This is a genomic window from Sulfurimonas sp. NW9 (assembly GCF_051132275.1).
Classification (GTDB): domain Bacteria; phylum Campylobacterota; class Campylobacteria; order Campylobacterales; family Sulfurimonadaceae; genus Sulfurimonas; species Sulfurimonas hydrogeniphila.
The window spans coordinates 1,584,989-1,598,916 of sequence record NZ_CP093236.1 but is presented as its reverse complement, the minus strand read 5'-3'; the positions used below and the strand labels follow the sequence as shown (position 1 = coordinate 1,598,916).

Sequence of the window (13,928 nt, the reverse complement as noted above, 5' to 3'; positions counted from 1 at the left end):
ATCAGTTTTATTGTAACTTTTATACTGTTACAGGATATGTGCCATATATTTTCCCTTGTGTAGTTGGGCAATAACATTTTGCTTGATTTTTGTAGAAGAAGTCTGTGGATTATAACTGACCTGTACTATTTTTCTGTCTTTTGATTTGAGGTAATCTTCTACTGCTATATTATGCGGTTGATCGCCCCAGTCTTCTCCAATGACAAAAATATCTGCATTTACTGCTTCACAGGCTGTGACATATTCAAGTTCGTGGTATGCTCTTACATCATCAACACATTTGAGTGCTTTGAGCATCTCCATACGTTGGGCCAAAGGAACAACAGGAACATTTGGTTTGTAAGAGTTTACAACCTGATCAGATGCAACACCGACTACAAGTGTATTCCCCAGTGTTTTACAGTATTCTAATAAGGCCAGATGCCCCACATGTAATAAATCAAAAGTTCCGACAGTATATATAATCATTATTTTGTTTCCTTTTGTAATATAATTAAGATATTTTAGATATAATACCATAAATATATTTAATATTCAGTAAAAATTTGATAAGGATTAAATTTATGACCAAACAACCAACGATTCTCTCTTATGTGAGAGATATTCCCAACCTTTTATCGCTTTCAGGATTAGCCTGTACACTTTTAGCCATCTATTTTAGTATCACCGGTCTTTATTATGCGGCTATGATTGGTATGGTTTGGGCTGTTGCATTTGACTGGGCGGATGGTTTGGTAGCCAGAAGGCTTAAAGGAAGAACTTCTACAGATGCGAAATTCGGAGGGCAGTTGGATGTTTTGATAGATATTGTAAGCTACGGTGTGACGCCTGCTGTATTGCTTTTGAGTTATGGACATTTTGAGCCTGTATACCTTATAGGCGCATTTATAATGATAAGTGCGGCTGCTGTACGACTCAGTTATTTCAGTACATACGGACTTGCCGGAGGAACAAAATATACAGGACTTGCATTGGATAACAACAGTCTTATTTTGGTTTTCATTTTTTTGTTTGAAGGTTTTTTTACGCATGAAGTTTTTCTGCCGTTTTATACATAAGCGGGGTAACTCTTGCGATACTGAATGTATCAGAAATTAAAACACCAAAACTTTCCGGAAATCCAAGAAATGTCTATCTGCTAGGTATGTATACGCTTGGAATATCAGCTGTATACGGATTTTTTCTGAGATAAGCAAGTACAGAATATGCCAAAATTATAAAAACAAACAGGAAAATCAATGAAGATAACACCAAATGTAGTGGTGGAAAATGAAAATACCGCTTACAAAATTACTCTTAAAAATACGAGTAATATTGAATCTGTAGAAGTCCTCTCCGAGGGGATTATTATCATAAAGACAAGATAGACTATACTGTACAAAACAATCATATTGTATTTGCATACACCATGAACTATCTTGGAGAGTTTATTGTAAAAGTCAATTTTACCTATAAAGAGTCTAAGTCCGTTTGTCTTTACTGCGTTGACAAAGAGATGATACAGTTAAGACCTTTCAAGGGTGATTTGCATATGCATTCTGTGTATTCTGATGGTAAAACAACACCTTTTGCAATGGCTTTGGCCTCTTTGCAGGCAGGGATGGATTTTGTGAGCATTACTGACCATGACAGCTACGAAGGCTCTCTTGAGGCGATAGAAAAAGTACAACAGAACAATATAGACATTTTGGTACTGCCCGGTGAGGAAGTGAGTGTCGGCGGGAAAAAAGATATGTCAATTGCCCAGGGAAACGGACATATATTATCTGTCAATGCAGACAAATCTATCCAAAAGCAAAGAGAAAAGAGCGAAATATATGAAAAAGAGCTTCAGGATATTGTCAAAAGACTGCAAAAAGAAGAGATAGATACAAAAATTGATCTTTTTCATTATGCAAAAAACATTTGGGTTATCGAAAAAATAAAAGAGGCACAGGGTGTATCCATACTGGCGCATCCAAACTGGGTATACAGAGACGGAAAGTACCATCTTCATCAGGCTTTTTACAAAGAGATGCTTAAAAGTTCGCATCTTGACGGTGTTGAGGTTTTTGGAGAGGAAAAAATCAAAGAGTATAACAACATGACACACCTGACTGCGCTTCAAATCAGAAACAAACACAAGTATCTGGCACCGTTTGCCAATTCGGATGCGCATGACAGCGATCATGAAGTGGGAGAGCGTTTTAGCATTGTATTTGCAAAAGAAAGGTCTGCTCAAAATATTACTCATGCAATCAAAAAAGGGCTTAGCTGTGCTGTTTATAAAAGAGAAAACAATGAACATCAGTTCATAGGAAAAGATGAACTGGCACAGTATGTTTATTTTTTAATCAAAGAGTATTATCCAAAGCATAACAGTTTAAAAAGCAGATTGGCAAAACTTTATATGGACCAATTGATAAATGGGACAAGTTTTCAAAAAAAAATTGATGCGGTACAGTTGAAATTAAAAAATCATGCAAATGCATTTTTTTTAGATACAATTAGCATAAAAAAGAAGTAGACATTTGAACAGAGAATATTTAGAAAACAAAGAGACCATACATTTTAAATTTGAACAAAACAAGGAAGACTTTACAGTAGATGAGATTCCTTTGGCATTTAAAGGCAATGGTAACTTTGTTGTATTACATGTAAAGAAAGTAGAACTCACAACCTGGGATATGATAGCCGCATTTGCCGAATTTCTCAACATACCTGCTGAAAAAATAGGCTATGCAGGACTTAAAGACAAACATGCAACAACGACACAGTATATTTCTGTCGAAGCGAAGTATGAAAAACAGCTCAAAAAATTTAGGCATCCTCAGATAAAAATACTCAATACGACAAGACATACCCACTCCATACGGATGGGTGATCTGGCCGGAAACCGTTTTAGCATCAATCTTTTTGGTGTTTCACAGATTGAAGCAGGACGTATTGAAAAGCTGGCTAGAAAAAGTGAAAAAAACGGCTTGCCCAACTATTTTGGATATCAAAGATTTGGACGGGATGAAGATTCAATAGAACAGGCCCGTGCGATGATAGCCGGAGATTTACATGTAAACGATGCAAAGCTGAAAAAGTTTCTTGTTTCTATTTATCAGAGTTTGTATTTCAATGACTGGTTGAAAGAGAGAGTTCTTTTGAGCAGAGAAAAAAACGGCGGAAAGTTTATGCTTTTAGAGGGGGATGTTTATCTTTCAGATGAAGAAAAACTTTTTACGCCGAAAAACACTCCTCAACAGGATTTCCAAGCAAAAAAAGTAGTACCGACAGGACTTTTGCCCGGACGGAATGTGTACCGTGCAAGAGGCGAGGCAAGAGCAATAGAAGCGAAATATGATGATGAGTTTTTATATGACAAAGGCATGCGTCGGGCGGCTTTGGTCTATCCGCAAGATATTACATGTAAGTATAAAAACCATTTTGATATTTTAAACATTGCTTTTACACTGCCAAAAGGTTCCTATGCCACAGTCTTTTTGGAAAATATCGCCAATAAAAACTTTAAAGCAAAAAGATTATAAGCCATCTATAAGAAGTTTTGTAGCAGTTTTGGCATCAACAGGTTTTGAATAGAAGTATCCTTGGATAGTATGAATACCAAGGTTGCTAAAGAAGTCAATTTGTTCTTTTGTCTCAACTCCTTCAACAACACATTTTAAGTTAAAGGTATCGGCAATTGATTTTATAATTCGAACAAGATCCTCATCCTTTTTATGTCCAGGAATTTTATCAACAAATGCTTTGTCGACTTTAATCTCATCAAGTGGCAATTTATGAATATATTGCAGTGATGAGTATCCAGTTCCAAAGTCATCTAGAGAGAGTTTAATACTTAGGTTTTTAAGTTCATCAATGGATTGGAGTTCTTGCATATTAAGGCTCATTAATTCATTTTCTGTTACCTCAATTGTGAGGTATTGTAGTAGGTCACTGTTTTCTTCAAGAAGTTTAAAAACTCTCATACTATTAAAATCTCCGGTAGTAAAATTTACCGATACTGAAACTTTTTTCCCCATATCGTGCCATTGTCTTAATTGATGCAGAGATTTTTTTAACATGATATAGTCGATATCATTAATGATATTGTTTTTAGTTGCAATACCTAAAAACAAACTTGGAGGTATAACTTTAGAATTACTTTGCATTCTTACAAGTGCTTCAAAACTGAGTATGGCTTTTGTTCTTGAATCTACTTTTGCTTGATAGTATGGAATGAAGCTTTCATTTTGAACAGATTTTTCTAATTCTTCAAGAACAAAATGTTGTTGTGCTATATTGTCTCCCATATCAGAGTTATAAAATAAAGCAGTTTCATTTTTCATATTTTTTGCTATTTGTAAAGCAGTATTTGCATCTGTTATCATATTTTGAGTACTATTTGCATCTTTGGGAAACTTTGAGATACCTATGGAAAAATTTATTTTCACCTGTATCCCAGAAACAGTAAATGGCTTCATAAATGTTAATTTTATACTTTGAAGTGCCTGAGTAATGTCATAAGAAGAGTCAAGCAATAAAACAAATTCATCTGCACTGTAGCGATATAACAAATCTTCAGAGAATAACCTTTTTAAAATTTCTGAACTTTTTTGTAAAATTAAATCACCATGGATATGTCCGTATGTATTATTGAACATTTTAAAATTGTCTATATCTAAAAAGAGAAGTGAAAATTTTTCTTTTTTTGCTATGAGCGTGTCTACATTTTCAAATAAAGATTTTTTATTGAGCAGGTTTGTGAGTTGATCGTGTGTTTCAAGGTGTTTAGCGTATTTATTACTTAAATCAAGTTTTTCTTTGGCTAGAATTTTATCTGTTACATCATAAACGATACCAATCATTTTGATTGGTTTGTTATTTTTGTCTTTTACAAGAAAAGCTTTTTCATGTACCCATACGACTTTACCATTTTTAAGTTTAATTTTGTGCTCGAGATTGTAGAAGTCTTTTTTCCCGCTTAAAACATCTTCAATCTCTTTAAAGACAATCGCCTTCGTTTCATCATCAATTACATTTAAAAATTTTTCAAAGGAGGGTTTATAATCATCAGCATCTTCACCGTATATTTCGATTTTTTGCCGGCTCCACAGGACATCATTTGTTTTTATGTCCCATTCCCAGTATCCGACATGTGCAACATCCATCGCTATTTCAAAAAGTTTTTTAAATTCGTTTTTATTTATATCTTGTATAGGCATGTGCAAATTATAACATATTTTTATTTATTACCATTCTTCCTCTTCTTCATTGATGTCAGAATCATCATATGGGTCCATATGAGTGAGGATATGGACTTTTTTATCTGGAAAAAGTCCTTTTATTTTTGCTTCAATCCTGTCTGATATGAGATGGGCATCGTAGAGTGATATGCTCACATTAAAGACAAGATGGTAAGAGATAAAGATATGTGAACCTGCTTCACGTGTCTGCAGGTAATGGTAGGCTGTAATCTCTTTTTCATTTTTGAGAATTTCTTCTATTTTTTCGATATCTTCTTTTGGCAGGGCAACATCAAGAAGCATCAAAACTCCTTCTTTTACTATAGGTATGGCAGAGTAAATCATGTAAAATGCAATGGCAATACCTAAAACAGGATCTATAAGATATTCTCCTGTATACTGGATGGCTACAAGTGCAAAAAGAACAGCACCGTTTGAAAATATGTCTGTTTTGTAGTGCAGCGCATCGGCTTTTATAACCATGTTTCCTGTTTTTTTTGCCACATATGATAAAAAGAGGACTAAAAAACCTGTGATGACAAAAGATGCCACCATTACAGTGATACTCTCATTCATGTGCTGCATTGCTTTTGGGTGCACTATTTTAGAAATTGCTTCATATAGAATAAAAAGTGCCGAGAGCGAAATTATTGTTCCTTCCATGACAGCCGCAAGCGGTTCAAGTTTTGCCCGTCCAAAGTGAAATTTGTCATCCGGGTGTTTTTCTGCATTGTGAAGCGCAAAATAGTTAAAGAGCGAAACCGTTAAATCGAGGAGAGAATCAATGGCAGATGCCAAAACGGCGATAGATCCGCTTAATATTCCGACAGTGAGTTTAAGCAGTATCAATACAGTAGCCACACTGCTTGAAACAACGGTCGCTTTCTTTTCTAATCGCATAAAAATCCTTAATTATTATTTAGATATAATTGTACTTAAACTTAACTATAAAAAGCATAAAATGAACTTAGAAGAATTAAGACAAGAGAGACAAAAATGGATGCAGTGGAAAAACATAGCACCCCTGAGAAAAGCGATTGAGAGCCTTGCGGCAGTTACATGCAATGCTACGTTTGGGGATGTGGTAAAAATCAGCGGTGTCTGTGATGAAAAAAAAGTGTATGAAACGGCAAAAATGCTGATGCCATGGCGCAAAGGACCCTTTCAAATCGGTGAAACATTTATAGACAGTGAGTGGAAAAGTAATATAAAATACAATCTGCTCAGACCCTATTTTGATTTAAAAAACAAAAGAGTTGCCGATATAGGCTGTAACAACGGGTACTATATGTTTCGGATGCAAGAAGACGAACCAAAACTTTTAGTCGGTTTTGATCCTTCACCGCTCTATAAAACACAGTTTGATTTCATCAATCATTTTGTAAAAAGTGACATAGTGTATGAACTTTTGGGTGTTGAACATCTGCCGATATATGACGAAAAATTTGATATGATTTTTTGTTTGGGTGTTTTGTACCACAGAAGTGATCCTGTTGCCATGCTAAAATCACTCTATAAGGGATTGGACAAAAAAGGCGAAGTGATTTTAGATACATTTTATATAGATGGCGATGAGGAGATGGCACTCTGTCCTGAGTTTTCTTACTCCAAAATACCCAACATCTATTTTGTACCGACGATAAAAGCATTGAAAAACTGGTGTCTGCGTGCCGGATTTGATGGATTTAAAGTATTACGTACTTCTGTTACAGATGCTGATGAACAGCGTAAAACAGAGTGGATAGAGGGGCAGTCACTGGAAGACTTCCTTGATCCGGATGATAACACAAAAACAGTAGAAGGCTATCCTGCGCCGCAAAGAGTCTATGTAAAACTGATAAAGGATAAAAAATAATGAAAAATGAACAACTTGATGATGAATTAGAACTTGAAGAGTATAGAAATACAGAAAATGAAGTGATGATTCAAACACATGAAAAGGTCAACCAAAATCTTTGTGGTGAAGTGATAAAGATGGAAGAGGGATATGTGGAATTGAGCCTTGAGACTATTCCTGATATGCTTGCTGATGAGGTCGGATTGATTCACGGCGGTTTTATTTTTGGTGCAGCTGATTATGCAGCTATGCTTGCAGTAAACGAGCGAAATGTTGTTTTGGTAGCAAGTGACTGCCAGTTTCTCTCTCCTGTAAAACTGCATGATGTTGTTGATGTTGTTGCAAAAGTAAGACATAAAGAAGGGCGTAAAAGAAATGTACATGTACAGGCTTTTGTTCTGGATATAAAAGTTTTTGAAGGAGAATTTAAAACTGTTATAACAGACAAGCATGTTTTAAAACTCAAACTGCTGGATGAGGAAGAGCAAAAGAGCGGAACACCAGAGTAAAAAGGTTCAGTCCACCTCTTACTCTTTGTTTGCTGTGAGTAAAAATATTCCAAAATCTTTATGGGGTTTTTTGATTGTATTTATGTTTTGTATTTTTACATCTGTAAATCCGTGTTTTTGGACGATGTCGCGCAGTGTTTGGGCATCGAATCCAAAATGGTGCACACCCGTATTGTCCGAGTGAAAGGTTCCGTCTTCCCTTTCCAAATCGGCAATGGCAATAAAACCGCCTTTTTTAATGTTTTTATAAATTGTTGCAAAAAAAGCATCCAAATCTTTTACATGATGCAGTGTCATTGAGCTGATAAGTCCGTCAAACTGCTGTTTGAGCGGTTCTTTGACAATATCTTGATGATAGGCTTTTATTGCCAGTTGCGGTGTGTTTTTTTCCTGAAGTTTTTCGAGCATTTTTGCCGAGGTGTCTACACCGTAAACCTGTTTTACTTTGGGAGCAATGCTAAATCCAAGCAGTCCTGTTCCCACGCCAAAGTCAAGTATCTCCATATGCTCACTCAGCGGTATCTCTTTTTCTATAGCATCAGCAATTGTTTTTGCGCCCTTCACACGTATGTCACCGCTGTCCCAGTTTTGTGCTTTTTCTTTAAAATGATCTTGCATTATTTTCCTTTAGAGTTGGTTGATCCAGTAGTCTGCATACTGCTGTTCCTGTTTGATCGAAGTATTGTCCCCGTGTCCCGGGTAGACAGTTTTGTCATAAGGAATCTGTTTGAATTTTTCTAAAGATTTTTTCATATCTTCAGGGCTGGAGTAAGGAAAATCCGTTCTGCCGATACTTCTTTGAAAAATAAAATCACCGCTGAACATTGCATGCCCGATTTCAATAGTGGAGCACCCCGGACAGTGTCCCGGAAAATGGGTAAATTTTACTTTTGTACCGTCAAAATCAAGCTCTTCGTCACCCTCAATGGCTACATCAGGAGTAGATGGCGGCAGATCCGGCATCCAGGTATTGTCTTGAAGCAGAGGAATGTCACCTTTTGGTGTGTAGAGTTTGACCCCCAGTTTCTCCTGAAGCTCTGCATTGCTCCACACATGGTCAAAATGGCCGTGTGTATTTAATATGGCTACAGGATTTGTGACATTGTTCAAGACCCATCCAGTGGCACCGACACCCGGGTCAATTATAAAATCTTTGCCATCAACTGTAGCAATATAACAATTTGTCTGATACGGTCCCATAGGCTGTTTTTTTATCTGCATTATAATCTCTTTTTTAGTGTTATTATAGCATCATATCGGTATGAATTTTTATAAAGAATTAGAGTTAATTTTACAGACAAAATCACCCAAAGAAAAAATCAGAAGATTTAATGATTTTTATGCGCATTACAAAGCAGGGAACGCCGTTTTTGAAACAGAGTACAAAGCAAAAGAGTTTTCAGAACCCTCATACAGTGTTACATGTAAGACAGTACCGCCTCAAGATGTTCCAAAAAGAACAAACCTCACAACAAAAGAGGGACAGGTGAATTTGCTGCATGCCATAGCACATATAGAATATTCTGCTATAGATCTGGCACTGGACGGGGCATACCGTTTTACAAATATGCCAAAAAAATATTATGATGACTGGCTGGAAGTTGCAGATGATGAGATACGCCATTTTTTACTGCTTGAAGAACTGTTGCATGAACTTGGGAGCAAGTATGGCGATGTGGAGGTGCATAATGCTCTTTTTGAAGCAAGTCAGCGAACACAGACTTTATTGGAGCGTATGGCAGTAGTTCCCCGTTATCTCGAAGCCAACGGCTTGGATGCTACACCGATGATACTGCAAAAAATCCAGAGAATGCCAAAAAATACTATGCTTGAAAAAATTACACATGCTTTACATGTAATCCTTGATGAAGAGGTTTCTCATGTGAAAAAGGGCGATGTCTGGTTTGAGTATGCCTGTGAAAAAGAGGGTGTAAACAAAGATGTCTATTTTGAAATTATAGACAAATATTATCCGCAAGGATTTTTGCGTCCTAAAAATTTAAATCTTGAGGCAAGAAAAGCAGCAGGCTTTACATGTAATGAACTTAATATTATGGCAAAAAAAGAGGTGTGCTGATTTTTTGATATGAATTATATGTTATAATTCAAAAATGATAATAAGAAAGATTCTCAGAAAATACTTTGCCGCTCTTTTTGTACTTGCGACACTTATGGCGGTTTTTCATCACCACAGTGACCTGGAAGTACATGAAGATTGTCAGATATGCAGTATCTCCTCCAATATCTTTGATGGTGATATTCAAAGAGAACCGGTCTATCTTCCTACACTTGGGCAGACACTCTGTTTTGTGCCTGTTTCTACTCTTTTTATATACATAAACGAAATTTACACTCCTCGTAATCCCAGAGCTCCCCCAAGTTATTCTTAATTTTCAAAAACAACTGTTTCAAATTTTTTAATTATTAATAAGGATACTTATGCAAAAAAAACTCTTCAGAAAATTACAAATACTATCGCTGGCAGCATCAGCTGCTATAACGCCTTTATGGGCATGCAACTCTTCGCATGTCTTGGGAATGGGTGGCTCGAGCGCCGCGTATACACTTTCTGCAAATACAATGCAAAAAGGAAACTACTACATTGGCGTAAATGCTGAGCGTGTCCAGAACAACACACTCTCTGATCAAACCATAATATCAGCGATGCAAAACGGTTCAAGTCATTTGCACAATATTGATGCAATAGATTCCTATTCTCTCTCACTCTCTTACGGGCTCACGGACAGATTGACACTCAGTATGCAACTTCCCTATGTTTCGCGTATAAATGTTCGTGCAGGTGAAGCAGATAATGGTTTATATGCAGTACATCCGCATGGAAATGCTCAGGGTATAGGCGATATTTCTACAATTTTACAGTATAAAGTGTATGACAAAGAGTTCAAAGTTGCTCTTTTAGCCGGAATAAAAGCACCAACAGGCAAAACTGATATAGCAGATGCAGGAGAAGTTCTTGAAGCGGATTTGCAGGCAGGAAGCGGCTCATGGGACTTTTTTACCGGAGTTGCTCTGACAAAAGATTTTGACACTTTCTCTTTGCATGCAAACATACTGTACAAAAAAAATACAAAGGGTGTTGATGAGAGTCAATTGGGGGATATTTTTACCTACAATGCAGCATTTTCATACAAACTTTTTGCGCACCAGCATAATCAGAAGTTTTGCAGAGCAGATGAAAAAGAAGATTTTGGCTATTCTGTATCACTTTTTGCTGAAATCAACGGAGAAAAAGCGTATAAAGATGATTTTGGCGGTGAGACCGCTTACAACACAGGACATCATGTTGTTTTTGCGACTGTAGGAACACAGGTCGCCATGCACAGCGGTTACTCGTTTTTTATAACATTTTCAAAACCGTTTTATCAGAATTTTAACGGAATACAAAATGATATAAACTACAAATCAAGTATAGGGTTTGGAAAAAGCTTTTAAAGCTTCTTCTAAACTTTTGTGTAAGAGTGCATATCATTGTAGCTATCTCTTACATGTAAAAACTCATCAAGATGTTCAAAGAAAATATCGACAAGTTCAGGGTCAAAATGTTTTCCTTTTCTTCTTGTATTAATTTGAAAATTCTTTCATCATCCCATGCTTTTTTATAGCAACGTTCACTGCCAAGAGCATCAAAAACATCCGCAAGCGCAGTAATGCGTCCGTAAATATGAATATTTTTTCCACGCAAACCTCTTGGATAGCCGCTGCCGTCATATTTTTCATGATGCTCATACGCAATGACTGCGGCAGTTTTCAAAAGCTCTCTTTGTGAGTTTTTAAAGAGCTGATAGCCTATTTCTGCATGGGTTTTCATCACTTTCCATTCTTCTTGTGTCAGCTTGCCTTTTTTGTTCAAGATATGATCAGGAATGGCAACTTTGCCTATATCATGCATCGGAGAAGCAATAGTGAGGTATTTTGTCTCTTTTTCCCCCAAGCCGTAATGTTTTGCCAAGATCTGAGAATATAAGGCTACCCGTTTGACGTGGAAACCTGTTTCCTGACTTCGTGTTTCACCAATTTCACCCATTTTGAGAATAATATCTTCTTGCGTCTCTTCTATCTCTTTGTGGAGTTGTAAAATCTGTGTGATGTCATTTCTGATGGCAATAAACTCTTCAATTTCTCCTCTTTCATTTAAGATAGGGCTGATGGTCACTTCGACTATGTAAGAACTTCCGTCTTTTTTTCTGTTTTTTATAACGCCGGACCAGGCTCTTTTTTCTAAAACAGTGTGCCACATATCCCGGAACAGTGATTTTGGCATATCTTTGTGACGGACAATATTGTGCGGTTTTCCTAAAAGTTCTTCTTTTGTATAGCCTGAAATTATGCAGAATTTATCATTTACATAGGTGATTCTTCCGCTTCTGTCGGTTTTGGAAACAATGCTGCTTCTGTCAACAGCATTTTTGTATTCACTTAACAGTTTTAAGTTTCTCAAAATACTGTTTTTAATTTTGACTCCAAGCAAAAGCATAATCAAAGTGATGAGGACCAGTAGAAAAATATTTATAATCAGTTCTATTTTGAGTCTTGAGGCATATTTGTTTATCAAACTGTTAATATTGGCAAATTCCAGTTTTTGGAGTCTGTTAAATGCTTCTATAATAGCTGTAGCTTTATCAAACCATTCGTTTGGATCCTGTGTGACAGAAATATTTTGATGTTTTGTATACTTTTTAAATACATTTTGCAGCCATTGATAATTTTTCCCCTGAGCAATTGTATGAAACTCTTTCATCATCTCATCAGAAGCATATGTTAAAAAGTTTTGCTGTGCCAGATCATACTCGCCTTTTGCATGCATAGCTGTAAATACAAGTTGGTAGTTTTGTTTTTTCTGGGCAAACAATCCGCTGAGGGAACCTCGCATCTTGCCGGCGGCTTCTTTCATAAAAAGCAGGTTTGTGTAGGCATGAAACATCTGTTCAATCTCTTTTTCTTTGATTGTTTTGGTGATCATGAGATGATTTTGCAACAGATGGTATATGATTTTTGTATACTCGTTAAAAGCATCTATAGTGCTAAGAGAGAGTGATTGGACTTTTTTTCGGAGTTTTGCAAGTGTCTTTTTGTCGGGAGAATAATCTTCATGCAAAAAGATGATTTTAGCATATATACTGTCTGTATTTTCTTGCTGTTTACGCAGTAGTGATTGAAATTTTGTTCCATGGGAGCCAAGATACCCGCTGCTGTAGCCTCTCTCTTTTTGAAGAGAGTTTATCAAAAGAGAAATATTTTGTATATGCAAAGCGTCTTTTTTAAGATGAGAAAGGCCTTGAAGATTGTTATAGCTGTGTATCATTAAGAGTACAAATCCAAAAAATATAATGATTAAAGGCAGTGATACCAATAATTTAAGTTTGGATATTATTGTTGTTGAATTTATTATAAAACCTTTAAAAATAAAATTAGATCTTAATTTTACAATAAATTTGTTACAAAAACGTTAAAATCACTTTTCTTAAAAAAACATTTGTTACAAATTTTAGATATAATATTTTTTGTTAATAAGTTGTAAAGGTTTAGTATATATTATGAGTAAATATTCGCAGATAACTGACTATTTGGTTCTTTTTTTGGAAAATGAAGTGAAAAAGACAGGTATAAAAAAAGCAGTGGTTGGTTTGAGTGGCGGACTGGATTCTGCTGTGGTCGCTGTTTTGGCGAAAAAAGCATTTGGAGATGACCTGTTATGTGTTAAAATGCCATCACAATATTCATCACAAAACTCACTTGATGATGCGGATGAATTGTGTCGCGATTTCAATATGCGTTGTGTTGTCTGTAGTATTGCTCCAATGTTGCAAGCGTATGAAGAGATGCACCCTGATATGGATAATCTCAGAAAAGGAAACTTTTCATCACGCATGCGAATGGCAACATTGTTTGATATTTCGGCAAAAGAGAATGCTTTGGTACTTGGTACAAGCAATAAAAGTGAATTAATGCTCGGGTATGGCACACTTTACGGCGACTTGGCGTCGGCAGTGAATCCCATAGGAGATTTGTACAAAAGCGAAGTTTTTGAATTAGCCGAGTACTTACATGTAAGTAAAAGTATCATTGAAAAGCCGCCTTCGGCTGATTTGTGGAGCGGTCAAAGTGATGAGGCTGATTTGGGCTATACATATGCCCAACTTGACGCAGCGATGAAACTCTATGTGGATGAGAGACTTTCGCGTGAAGAAGTCATACAAAAGGGTGTTGACGAACGGATGTTGGATATGATTATAAAAAGAATTTTTAGAAATCATTTCAAAAGAAAGATGCCTGTGATTGCAAAGTTGACTTCAAGAACATTGAATCATGACTTTAATTATCCGCGTGATATTACATTATAAAACCTAG

The 13,928-nt window shown here is 36.2% G+C and carries 16 protein-coding genes; 10 read left to right on the top strand and 6 right to left on the bottom strand.

Features of this window, described 5'->3' with window-relative positions; genetic code table 11:
* Positions 1 to 27 precede the first annotated feature (27 nt).
* On the bottom strand, positions 28 to 468 hold the full coding sequence (locus MLC44_RS09025; protein ID WP_151900013.1) for an adenylyltransferase/cytidyltransferase family protein: 441 nt from the start codon (positions 466 to 468) through the stop codon (positions 28 to 30).
* Positions 469 to 563: 95 nt separating this feature from the next.
* Here MLC44_RS09025 and MLC44_RS09020 point away from each other — a divergent pair, with 95 nt between their 5' ends.
* From MLC44_RS09020 to MLC44_RS09005, 4 genes are all read left to right on the top strand, one after another.
* Positions 564 to 1,058 (top strand): CDP-alcohol phosphatidyltransferase family protein, encoded by a 495-nt coding sequence (locus MLC44_RS09020; protein ID WP_434657011.1) that lies wholly within the window; start codon positions 564 to 566, stop codon positions 1,056 to 1,058.
* A gap of 180 nt (positions 1,059 to 1,238) precedes the next feature.
* Positions 1,239 to 1,367 carry a hypothetical protein gene (locus MLC44_RS09015; RefSeq protein ID WP_434657009.1) on the top strand — a complete coding sequence of 43 codons (129 nt, stop codon included), beginning with the start codon at positions 1,239 to 1,241 and terminating at the stop codon, positions 1,365 to 1,367.
* 41 nt (positions 1,368 to 1,408) lie between these two features.
* Entirely contained in the window at positions 1,409 to 2,506 is a 1,098-nt protein-coding gene (locus MLC44_RS09010) for a PHP domain-containing protein (protein ID WP_434657007.1), read from the top strand.
* 4 nt (positions 2,507 to 2,510) lie between these two features.
* The gene (locus MLC44_RS09005; RefSeq protein ID WP_434579978.1) at positions 2,511 to 3,515 is read left to right on the top strand and encodes a tRNA pseudouridine(13) synthase TruD; all 1,005 of its coding nucleotides are present in this window, start codon (positions 2,511 to 2,513) and stop codon (positions 3,513 to 3,515) included.
* Here the strand turns inward: MLC44_RS09005 and MLC44_RS09000 are convergent.
* A complete protein-coding gene (locus tag MLC44_RS09000) occupies positions 3,510 to 5,192 on the bottom strand; it encodes a bifunctional diguanylate cyclase/phosphodiesterase (RefSeq protein ID WP_151900017.1) in 1,683 nt (560 codons plus the stop codon). The genes MLC44_RS09005 and MLC44_RS09000 overlap by 6 nt on opposite strands.
* A 27-nt stretch (positions 5,193 to 5,219) precedes the next feature.
* Positions 5,220 to 6,113, bottom strand: coding sequence for a cation diffusion facilitator family transporter (locus MLC44_RS08995; RefSeq protein WP_346388952.1), 894 nt, complete (start codon positions 6,111 to 6,113; stop codon positions 5,220 to 5,222).
* 61 nt (positions 6,114 to 6,174) lie between these two features.
* Between MLC44_RS08995 and cmoB the strand changes: the two genes are divergently transcribed.
* Positions 6,175 to 7,068: a tRNA 5-methoxyuridine(34)/uridine 5-oxyacetic acid(34) synthase CmoB gene (gene cmoB / locus MLC44_RS08990; protein ID WP_418640481.1), complete on the top strand. Its 894-nt coding sequence runs from the start codon at positions 6,175 to 6,177 to the stop codon at positions 7,066 to 7,068.
* Positions 7,068 to 7,559, top strand: a complete 492-nt coding sequence (locus tag MLC44_RS08985; protein ID WP_346388951.1) for a PaaI family thioesterase — start codon at positions 7,068 to 7,070, stop codon at positions 7,557 to 7,559. The genes cmoB and MLC44_RS08985 overlap by 1 nt, the downstream gene beginning before the upstream one ends.
* 18 nt (positions 7,560 to 7,577) lie before the next feature.
* On the opposite strand, the gene MLC44_RS08980 is transcribed toward MLC44_RS08985, so the two are convergent.
* Together MLC44_RS08980 and MLC44_RS08975 are read right to left on the bottom strand one after the other, a co-directional pair.
* The gene (locus MLC44_RS08980; RefSeq protein ID WP_346388950.1) at positions 7,578 to 8,177 is read right to left on the bottom strand and encodes a class I SAM-dependent DNA methyltransferase; all 600 of its coding nucleotides are present in this window, start codon (positions 8,175 to 8,177) and stop codon (positions 7,578 to 7,580) included.
* Positions 8,178 to 8,186: 9 nt separating this feature from the next.
* Positions 8,187 to 8,780, bottom strand: coding sequence for an MBL fold metallo-hydrolase (locus tag MLC44_RS08975; protein ID WP_151900021.1), 594 nt, complete (start codon positions 8,778 to 8,780; stop codon positions 8,187 to 8,189).
* A 40-nt stretch (positions 8,781 to 8,820) separates the two neighbouring features.
* On the opposite strand from MLC44_RS08975, the gene MLC44_RS08970 reads away from it, so the two are divergent.
* From MLC44_RS08970 to MLC44_RS08960, 3 genes are read left to right on the top strand one after another with little or no spacing between them, the layout of a single operon-like run.
* Positions 8,821 to 9,636 (top strand): ferritin-like domain-containing protein, encoded by an 816-nt coding sequence (locus MLC44_RS08970; RefSeq protein WP_346388949.1) that lies wholly within the window; start codon positions 8,821 to 8,823, stop codon positions 9,634 to 9,636.
* A gap of 34 nt (positions 9,637 to 9,670) precedes the next feature.
* Positions 9,671 to 9,949, top strand: a complete 279-nt coding sequence (locus tag MLC44_RS08965; RefSeq protein ID WP_346388948.1) for a hypothetical protein — start codon at positions 9,671 to 9,673, stop codon at positions 9,947 to 9,949.
* Positions 9,950 to 9,998: 49 nt separating this feature from the next.
* A complete protein-coding gene (locus MLC44_RS08960) occupies positions 9,999 to 11,012 on the top strand; it encodes a transporter (protein WP_346388947.1) in 1,014 nt (337 codons plus the stop codon).
* Positions 11,013 to 11,061: 49 nt separating this feature from the next.
* Here MLC44_RS08960 and MLC44_RS08955 read toward each other — a convergent pair whose 3' ends face one another.
* Positions 11,062 to 12,882, bottom strand: a complete 1,821-nt coding sequence (locus MLC44_RS08955) for a nitrate- and nitrite sensing domain-containing protein (protein WP_434657004.1) — start codon at positions 12,880 to 12,882, stop codon at positions 11,062 to 11,064.
* A gap of 232 nt (positions 12,883 to 13,114) precedes the next feature.
* Between MLC44_RS08955 and MLC44_RS08950 the strand changes: the two genes are divergently transcribed.
* Entirely contained in the window at positions 13,115 to 13,921 is an 807-nt protein-coding gene (locus tag MLC44_RS08950; protein ID WP_151900026.1) for an NAD+ synthase, read from the top strand.
* Positions 13,922 to 13,928: the final 7 nt, after the last annotated feature.

What these genes read in the sequence shown, in the direction of transcription:
- MLC44_RS09025 (WP_151900013.1), bottom strand. Translation starts at nt 468, where the DNA reads ATGATTATATATACTGTCGGAACTTTTGATTTATTACATGTGGGGCAT.
- MLC44_RS09020 (WP_434657011.1), top strand. Translation starts at nt 564, where the DNA reads ATGACCAAACAACCAACGATTCTCTCTTATGTGAGAGATATTCCCAAC.
- MLC44_RS09015 (WP_434657009.1), top strand. Translation starts at nt 1,239, where the DNA reads ATGAAGATAACACCAAATGTAGTGGTGGAAAATGAAAATACCGCTTAC.
- MLC44_RS09010 (WP_434657007.1), top strand. Translation starts at nt 1,409, where the DNA reads ATGAACTATCTTGGAGAGTTTATTGTAAAAGTCAATTTTACCTATAAA.
- MLC44_RS09000 (WP_151900017.1), bottom strand. Translation starts at nt 5,192, where the DNA reads ATGCCTATACAAGATATAAATAAAAACGAATTTAAAAAACTTTTTGAA.
- MLC44_RS08995 (WP_346388952.1), bottom strand. Translation starts at nt 6,113, where the DNA reads ATGCGATTAGAAAAGAAAGCGACCGTTGTTTCAAGCAGTGTGGCTACT.
- cmoB (WP_418640481.1), top strand. Translation starts at nt 6,175, where the DNA reads ATGAACTTAGAAGAATTAAGACAAGAGAGACAAAAATGGATGCAGTGG.
- MLC44_RS08985 (WP_346388951.1), top strand. Translation starts at nt 7,068, where the DNA reads ATGAAAAATGAACAACTTGATGATGAATTAGAACTTGAAGAGTATAGA.
- MLC44_RS08980 (WP_346388950.1), bottom strand. Translation starts at nt 8,177, where the DNA reads ATGCAAGATCATTTTAAAGAAAAAGCACAAAACTGGGACAGCGGTGAC.
- MLC44_RS08975 (WP_151900021.1), bottom strand. Translation starts at nt 8,780, where the DNA reads ATGCAGATAAAAAAACAGCCTATGGGACCGTATCAGACAAATTGTTAT.
- MLC44_RS08970 (WP_346388949.1), top strand. Translation starts at nt 8,821, where the DNA reads ATGAATTTTTATAAAGAATTAGAGTTAATTTTACAGACAAAATCACCC.
- MLC44_RS08965 (WP_346388948.1), top strand. Translation starts at nt 9,671, where the DNA reads ATGATAATAAGAAAGATTCTCAGAAAATACTTTGCCGCTCTTTTTGTA.
- MLC44_RS08960 (WP_346388947.1), top strand. Translation starts at nt 9,999, where the DNA reads ATGCAAAAAAAACTCTTCAGAAAATTACAAATACTATCGCTGGCAGCA.
- MLC44_RS08955 (WP_434657004.1), bottom strand. Translation starts at nt 12,882, where the DNA reads ATGATACACAGCTATAACAATCTTCAAGGCCTTTCTCATCTTAAAAAA.
- MLC44_RS08950 (WP_151900026.1), top strand. Translation starts at nt 13,115, where the DNA reads ATGAGTAAATATTCGCAGATAACTGACTATTTGGTTCTTTTTTTGGAA.